Annotated in this window: 6 protein-coding genes; 2 read left to right on the top strand and 4 right to left on the bottom strand. The window is 74.9% G+C overall.

Annotated features, from left to right (window positions below):
* The 3 genes from AB0C69_RS35255 to AB0C69_RS35245 all read right to left on the bottom strand — a co-directional run.
* Window positions 1-1,790: serine/threonine-protein kinase (locus tag AB0C69_RS35255; RefSeq protein WP_360359585.1), on the bottom strand; the 1,790-nt coding region annotated here is incomplete at its 3' end.
* 48 nt (window positions 1,791-1,838) lie between these two features.
* Complete coding sequence (locus AB0C69_RS35250; protein WP_360359582.1) at window positions 1,839-3,062, bottom strand: MFS transporter; 1,224 nt, start codon at window positions 3,060-3,062, stop codon at window positions 1,839-1,841.
* A gap of 178 nt (window positions 3,063-3,240) precedes the next feature.
* A complete protein-coding gene (locus tag AB0C69_RS35245; RefSeq protein ID WP_360359580.1) occupies window positions 3,241-3,744 on the bottom strand; it encodes a TetR/AcrR family transcriptional regulator in 504 nt (167 codons plus the stop codon).
* A 160-nt stretch (window positions 3,745-3,904) separates the two neighbouring features.
* Between AB0C69_RS35245 and AB0C69_RS35240 the strand changes: the two genes are divergently transcribed.
* Entirely contained in the window at window positions 3,905-5,080 is a 1,176-nt protein-coding gene (locus tag AB0C69_RS35240; protein WP_360359588.1) for a cysteine desulfurase family protein, read from the top strand.
* Window positions 5,081-5,119: 39 nt separating this feature from the next.
* Window positions 5,120-5,950: a DUF1206 domain-containing protein gene (locus AB0C69_RS35235; protein WP_360359577.1), complete on the top strand. Its 831-nt coding sequence runs from the start codon at window positions 5,120-5,122 to the stop codon at window positions 5,948-5,950.
* Between the two features lie 10 nt (window positions 5,951-5,960).
* On the opposite strand, the gene AB0C69_RS35230 is transcribed toward AB0C69_RS35235, so the two are convergent.
* Window positions 5,961-6,899, bottom strand: coding sequence for a DUF695 domain-containing protein (locus tag AB0C69_RS35230; RefSeq protein WP_360359575.1), 939 nt, complete (start codon window positions 6,897-6,899; stop codon window positions 5,961-5,963).
* Window positions 6,900-7,143 lie beyond the last annotated feature (244 nt).

Genomic DNA, 7,143 nt, shown 5'->3' with positions numbered 1-7,143 from the left:
GGGTACGGAACCGCCTTGAGCAGCGCGGGCTTCAGAATGTCGTTGACCTCGGCGTAGGGGAGCACGTTGTCGAGCTGCCCGCACGCCGACTCGTACCCCAGGGTCGAGAGGTAGAAGGCCACGCGCAGCCCCGTCGGGGTGAGGGCCATGGTGACCTCGCCGGACCCGACGAACGCGGACGGGTTGTCGGTGCCCTGCGGCAGGCCCGCGCCGCCCGTCTGGCCTCTGCCGCAGTAGGCGCCGCCGGGCTGGCGGGCCTTGATCCTGCCGTCCAGCGGCTTCAGGCCCTGCCCGCTCGGGACGCGGAACAGGTCGGTCGGCCGGTAGGAGGCGCCGGTCCGCAGGTCGACGGTCGCCGCCTGGGACTGGTCCCAGCCCGTCCCGCGCTCGCCGCGCAGCTCGACCTTGTACCAGACCGACAGCAGCCGGTCGCCGCGCAGGAGGATCGCCGGCGTCACGACATCGGTGTAGGCGCCGCGGCCGATGTCCTTCAAGCCGTTGCGGGTCTTCGCCCAGCGCCGTTCGAGCGGCGCCCGCAGCGCCTGGTTGATCTTCCGGTTGAGCGCGGCGTCCCCGCCCGTGACGCGCACGACCCGGCCCTGCGCCTGGAACGTCATCCCGCCGCCGAGTTCCTGCCGCGGCTCGCTGAGCGCCACCAGCCGCGCGACGATCGGCTTGGGCGACTCCTGCGCCGTGGCGACGTAGACCGCCGCGCCGCCGCCCACGGCCACGGCCGCGGCGCCGCCCGCGACGGCTGCCGTGCCCTTCACGCCGAGCGTGCCGATGACGCCCTTGCCCGCCGCGCCCGCCGCTCCGGCTCCGCCCGTCCCCGCGGCTCCTCCCGACCCGGCGACCCCGGCGGCCCCGGCGGTGCCCGCGGCCCCGGCCGCGCCCGCCGAGGCGCCGCCCCCGCCGAGGCCGAGCGCGGTCAGGGGGAACAACACCGACAGCGCGGCGGCGGCGCCCGCGAGCGTGCGGATGCCGCGCCCCTCCCAGTCGGTCCCGTACGCGCCCGCCGCGACCGACTCCAGTTCGGAGACGAACGCGGCGGCGCCCGGCGGACGGTCCCACGGGTTCTTCGCCAGCCCGCGCTCGATCAGCGGGCGGAGCGGCCCGGGGACGTCCCCCACGGGGATCGGGGCCGTGAGGTGGCGGCCCATCAGCCCGGCCGGGTTCCCGGCGGTGTACGGGCGGTGTCCCGTCACGCACTCGTAGAACACGCACGCCGCCGCGTACACGTCGGTCGCGGGGGAGGCGGGCTCGTCCCGCCACTGCTCGGGGGCCATGTAGACCGGCGTCCCCGACCGCCCGGACGCGCCCGCGTCCACCGCGATGCCGAAGTCGATCAGCTTGCTCAGCCCGTCGCCGCGCACGATCACGTTCGCGGGCTTGTAGTCGCGGTGGACGATGCCGAGGCCGTGCGCGGCGGCGAGGCCCAGCAGCGAGCCCTTGAGCACCGCCAGGGCGGCCTCGGGCGCCAGCGGCCCCCGCTCGGCGAGCACCGACTTCAGCGGCGCCCCGTCCACCGCCTCCATGACGATGGCCGCGCCGTCCGGCGTCTCGACGAGACCGAACAGCTGGGCGACGTACGGGTTGCGCAGCCGGCTGAGCAGGTCGGCCTCGCCGCGGAACCGCTCGCGGAACTCCGCGTCACCGGCGAGGGCCGGCGCCAGGTACTTGATCGCCGCTGGACGCCCCGTCGCGTCGTGCCGTGCGAGCACGACGCGACCCTGGGCACCCTCGCCGAGAACGCGCATCTCGCTGTAGCCGGGAACCCGCCATCCGTCCATACCGCCCCCACACACCCGTCGTGGAAGGGGTTATATCGGATGTGGGCCTCAGGCGGCGACGGGTTCCGGCCGGGAGTCGCCCGCCGCCGGAGCCTGCGCCGGGGGCTCGGCCGGGGCGGGGACGGAGATGTCCGCGGTCGCGTGCAGCGGCGCGTACCGGGCGCCCGCCGCGATCAGCAGCGCCAGCACGACGACCACGCCGACGCCGACGCGCAGGGACGTCGCCTCCGACAGGAAGCCGACCACGACCGGCCCGAGCAGCAGGCCGCCGTAGCCCATCGCGCCGACCTGGGCGACGGCCGCGCCGGGACGGTCCGGAGCGGCGGAGCCCGCCAGCGAGATCGTCGTCGGGACGACCGTGCAGACCACGAGCCCGGTCAGGAAGAACCCGGCGATCGCCACCGCGGGGACCGGGGCCAGCACGACGACGGTCATGCCGGCGGCGGTCCCGAGGCCGGCCCCGACCAGCAGCCGGCGGGTGCCGACCCGCATCCGGACGCGGTCGCCGACGAGCCGCCCGAGCAGCATCGCCAGCTCGAACATCGGGTAGCCGGCCGCGGCGACGGCCTCGGTCGCGCCGAGCTCGTCGTGCAGCAGCAGCCCGCTCCAGTCGGCGATCGACCCCTCGGTCATGAAGGCGATGAACGCGAGGACGCCGATCAGGTAGACGGCGGGGGGCATCCGGCGCGCCCCGCGTCCCGTCCCGGACGCGGCGGGCGCGGCGGGGTCGGGCAGGTAGGTGCGGCCGAGCGCGAGCCCGGCGGGCACCGACAGCACCGCGGTGACCAGCACGGTCTCGGTGAACCCGAAACCGGCGGCGGCGGTCGCGACGCCGAACAGGCCGCCGCTCATCGCGCCGACGCACCAGCCGGCGTGCATGCCGCTCATGACGGACCGGCGGTACGCCTGCTCGACGACGCTGCCCTGTGCGTTCATCGCGATGTCGGTGATCCCGAACGTCATGCCGAACAGCGCGACGGCGCCGAGGAGCACGCCGTAGGTGGGGGCGAGCGCCACCGCCGCGTACGACAGGCCCGTCAGCGGCAGGGCGATCCGCAGGACGGCGCGGCTGCCGGCCCGCGCCATCACGCCGCGCAGCGCCTGCATGGCCGCGATCGCGCCGAGCCCCCAGACGAGGACGACGATGCCGATCTCGCCCTCGTTCGTCCCGAACTTGCCGGCCAGCGCGGGCATGCGCGCCACCCACACTCCGGTCAGCAGACCGGCCAGTGCGAAGGTCAGGAAGGTCCCCGAACGGGCACGGAACAGCATTGTTCACCTCTTTCTCGTCTCGGCGGGGCGCACCCCGGCGTGTGGCGTGCGGCGTCCGCGACGTGCGCCGTCGCGGGACGGGCGCCGTCGTGTGACATAGGACATGGAACGCTCCAAACCCGTGTGGGCCCGGAACGTCCGGAAGGTCGGGCGGGGCGCGGGCGGCGCGCCCCCGGCGTCAGCGCTCCAGCAACCCCAGAAGCCGCTGTTTCAGCGCTCTGAGCTGCTCGGCGTCGTACAGCCCGGGATCATGGCTGACCACCTCCCAGAGGCCCTCGGCCGCCAGCCTGACGACCGCCGCGTCGCCCGGGTCGGGATCGTCCGCCGGGTCGTGGCCGTGCCAGCGGCGCATCGCCTCGTTCAGCGGCTCGGCCTGCTCGGGGTCGGCGGCCGCGGCCGTGATGGCCGACCACCGCCGGTAGGCGCGGGCCTCACCGGTGAGGATCTCGAACGTGGCCTCGACGTAGGCCCGGGTGTAGGACCCCGGCGTGCCGTCGTCGTAGGAGGCGATCAGGCCGTCGAACTCCTCGATGACCCGCGCCACCATGGCCCGGACGAGCGCCTCCTTGGTGGGGAAGTGGTAGAGCAGCCCTCCCTTGCTGACGCCGGCGCGGTCGGCGACCGCGCTGAGGGTCAGCGCCTGCGTCCCCTGCTCGAAGAGCACGGACTCGGCTGCGTCCAAGAGGGCTTCCCGTTTCATGACGTCCTTACTGTACCGGCTGGACGGTATACGGGCCAACCGGGGGCGGGCGCCCGCTATTCCCCTGGCGAGGGCCGGCTTCCGGCCGTCCCGCCGGGCCCCGGAAGGGAACAGGAAGGGCGCGGATACTGTTGTCCGCGTGGTGACCTACCTCGACCATGCGGCGACCACCCCGATGCTGCCCGAGGCCATCGAGGCGATGACGGCGGAGTTGCGCGAGCTCGGCAACCCCTCCTCGCTGCACGCCGCGGGCCGGCGCGCCCGGCGCGTCGTCGAGGAGTCCCGCGAGCTCATCGCCGAGGCGTTCGGCGCCCGCCCGAGCGAGGTCGTGTTCACCTCCGGCGGCACCGAGGCCGACAACCTCGCCGTCAAGGGGATCTACTGGGCGCGCCGCGCCGCCGACCCGGCCCGCACCCGCGTGCTCGTCGGCGCCGTCGAGCACCACGCGGTCCTGGACGCGGTCCAGTGGCTCGCCGACCACGAGGGCGCCCGCGTCGACGTCGTCCCGGTGGACGGGCTCGGCCGCGTCGCCCCGGACGCGCTGCGCGAACTGCTCGGCTCCGGCCACGACGTGGCCCTCGCCACCGTGATGTGGGCCAACAACGAGGTCGGCACCGTCCAGCCCGTCGCCGAACTGGCCGCCGCCGCCGGCGAGCGCGGCGTCCCCCTGCACACCGACGCCGTCCAGGCCGCCGGGCAGCTGCCCGTCGGGTTCGCGGCGAGCGGCGCGCAGGCCCTGACCATCACCGGCCACAAGCTCGGCGGCCCGATCGGCGTCGGCGCGCTGCTGCTGGCCAAGCCGAAGCCGCCGGTGTTCCTCGACCCGGTGCCGCTGCTGCACGGCGGCGGCCAGGAGCGCGACGTCCGGTCCGGGACGCTCGACGCCCCCGCCATCGCGGGTTTCGCCGCCGCCGTCCGGGCCGCGGTCGCCCGCCGCGAGGCCGAGGCGGCCCGCCTCGCCGGGCTGCGCGACGAGCTGATCGCCGCCGTGCGGGACGCCGTCCCGGAGGCGGTGCTGAACGGCGACCCCGACGACCGCCTCCCCGGCAACGCGCACTTCTCCTTCCCCGGCTGCGAGGGCGACGCCCTGCTCATGCTGCTGGACGCGCGCGGCATCGCCTGCTCCACCGGATCGGCCTGCTCGGCGGGCGTCTCCCAGCCCAGCCACGTCCTGGTCGCCATGGACGCGGGCGCCGAGCGGGCCCGCGGGTCGCTGCGGTTCTCCCTCGGCCACACCAGCATCGAGGCCGACGTGAAGGCCCTCGCCGACGCCATCGGCCCGGTCGTCGAGCGCGCCCGCCGCGCGGGCCTCAGCTGACGCTGGTTTGACCTCCCCTTGAACGGGGACAGCGTGGCCGTGACGACGGATGTGAGCCGCGGGCTCAAGCAGGCGGCGGGACACCCTTGGTTCCACCACATGTCCCGGGTGGGGCTGGTCGCGCGCGGCCTGCTCTACCTCCTCATCGGCTGGCTGGCCCTCCAGGTCGCCTTCGGCGGCGGCGGCGGGAAGGAGGCCGACCGCACGGGCGCGCTGGAGACCATCGCCGGCAAACCGGGCGGCCTCGTCCTCATCGCGCTGATGGCGGTCGGCTTCGCCGCGCTCGTCCTCTGGCAGACCGCGGAGGCCCTGCTCGGCCGTCCCGTCCCGGACGGCGACAAGGCGACCAAGCGCCTGATGTCGGCCGCACGCGCCGTCATCTACGCGGTCGCGTTCGTCGGGACCCTCGCGTTCCTCTTCGGCCACCACGGCTCGTCGAGCGACAAGCAGTCCAAGACCTACACCGCGCGGCTCATGGAGGCGCCCGGCGGCCGCTGGCTCGTCCTGGCGGTCGCGGTGGGCTTCCTCGTCGTGGGCGCGGTCATGGTCGTGAACGCCTTCCGGCACAAGTTCATGAAGGAACTCAAGTCCTGGGAGATGGGCAGGACCGCGCGCCGCGTCGTCAAGCCCCTCGCGATCGTCGGCAACACCGCCCGCGGCCTCGTCGTCGCCGCCGTCGGCGCCTTCCTCGCCTACGCGGCCGTCAGCTTCCAGCCCGACAAGGCCCAGGGCCTGGACGGCACCCTCCGCGAGTTCGCCTCGACCCCCGCCGGCCCCTGGGGCCTGGCCGCCATCGCCCTCGGCGTCATCACCTTCGGCCTCTACAACTTCTGCGAAGCCCGCTACCGCAAGGTGGACGCGAGCAACTAGCCCCTGGGAGTCACGGCTGGTAGGGGGCCAGGGCCCGCCAGCCGGGGTCGCTGGTGGAGGCGACCTTGGCCTTGCCCTCCGGCCAGCCGGCGGCCAGCTGGTCGAGTTCGGAGATGACGCCGGAGTCGGGGTCGGCGTACAGGTGGAAGACGCGCAGGCCGTCGCCGGTCTCGCGGACGGCGAGGACGGCGCGGTCGCCGAGCTTGGCGAGCTTCTTCTCGAACGCGCGCAGCGCGCCCGACGACGGCTCGACGGGGAGCCGGTCGGGGTTGCTGTTGGCGTACGGGACGGTGATCGCCACGTGCAGGTCGCAGAGCGGGTAGTCCTGCCGGTGCAGCGGGAACCGGGCGCCGAGGCGGGCGGGGTGGCCGCGGGGCGTGCGGCCCTCGCCGGTCAGCCAGGCCGGCTCGGCGAACGGCTCGGAGATCTGCTCCACGACCGCGGACAGCATGGACGGCGGGAGGGAGTCGATCGGCGCCTCGGTCGCGATCGTGACCTCGCCGATCCAGCGGGCCACGTCGTCCTCCCCGAGCGCCCAGTGCAGGACGTTCAGCGCGACCTGGAGCTGCTGCTCCTCGGAGACGAACAGGAAGTCGGGGTGGTAGGCGGTGATGTGCACGCGGGCGCGGTCGGCGTCGGCGCGCATGCCGAGCCGGACGTACTCGAGGTCGAACTCGTGGTCGCCGAGGATGAGGTCCTGGCCGAGCATCTCCGGGTCGGCCTGGCGGGACGGGTGGAAGCTCCAGCCGCCCGCGGCGGAGCCGGACGGGGCGGAGCGCGCCCAGCGCTCGGTCAGGCCGCGCAGCTCGGGGTCGCCGCCGCCGGTGACGGTCAGCGAGGGGTTGCGGTCGTCGGCGCCGCCGATCTCCCACTGGAGCTCGGGGTGGATCTTGTGGACGAGGCGGGACAGATCCTCCATCGTCTCGGCGGACAGGCCCTCACCGGGCACGGCCGGATCGGACTCCTCGGACGGCTCCGGCCCGGCGGCCAGCGAGGCCTCGATCGTCGGGCGGGCCTGCGCCCACCACTCCCAGAACTCGCTGATGGCGGGCGGTGCGGCGGCGGACGCCTCGCGCGGACGACGGAAGATTCCCATAGCGGCCCGCGTGGACGACTGGGTGGAGGAGACGCTCCGCTACGACACCTCCAGCCAGATGCTCGCCCGGAAGGCCGTGCGCGACGTCGAGCTGCAC

Origin of the sequence: Actinomadura sp. NPDC048032 (genome assembly GCF_040653175.1) — a bacterium.
Taxonomy (GTDB): Bacteria; Actinomycetota; Actinomycetes; order Streptosporangiales; family Streptosporangiaceae; genus Spirillospora; species Spirillospora verrucosospora.
The sequence above is the reverse complement of the archived record's forward strand: the minus strand, read 5'-3'. Positions and strand labels throughout refer to the sequence as shown.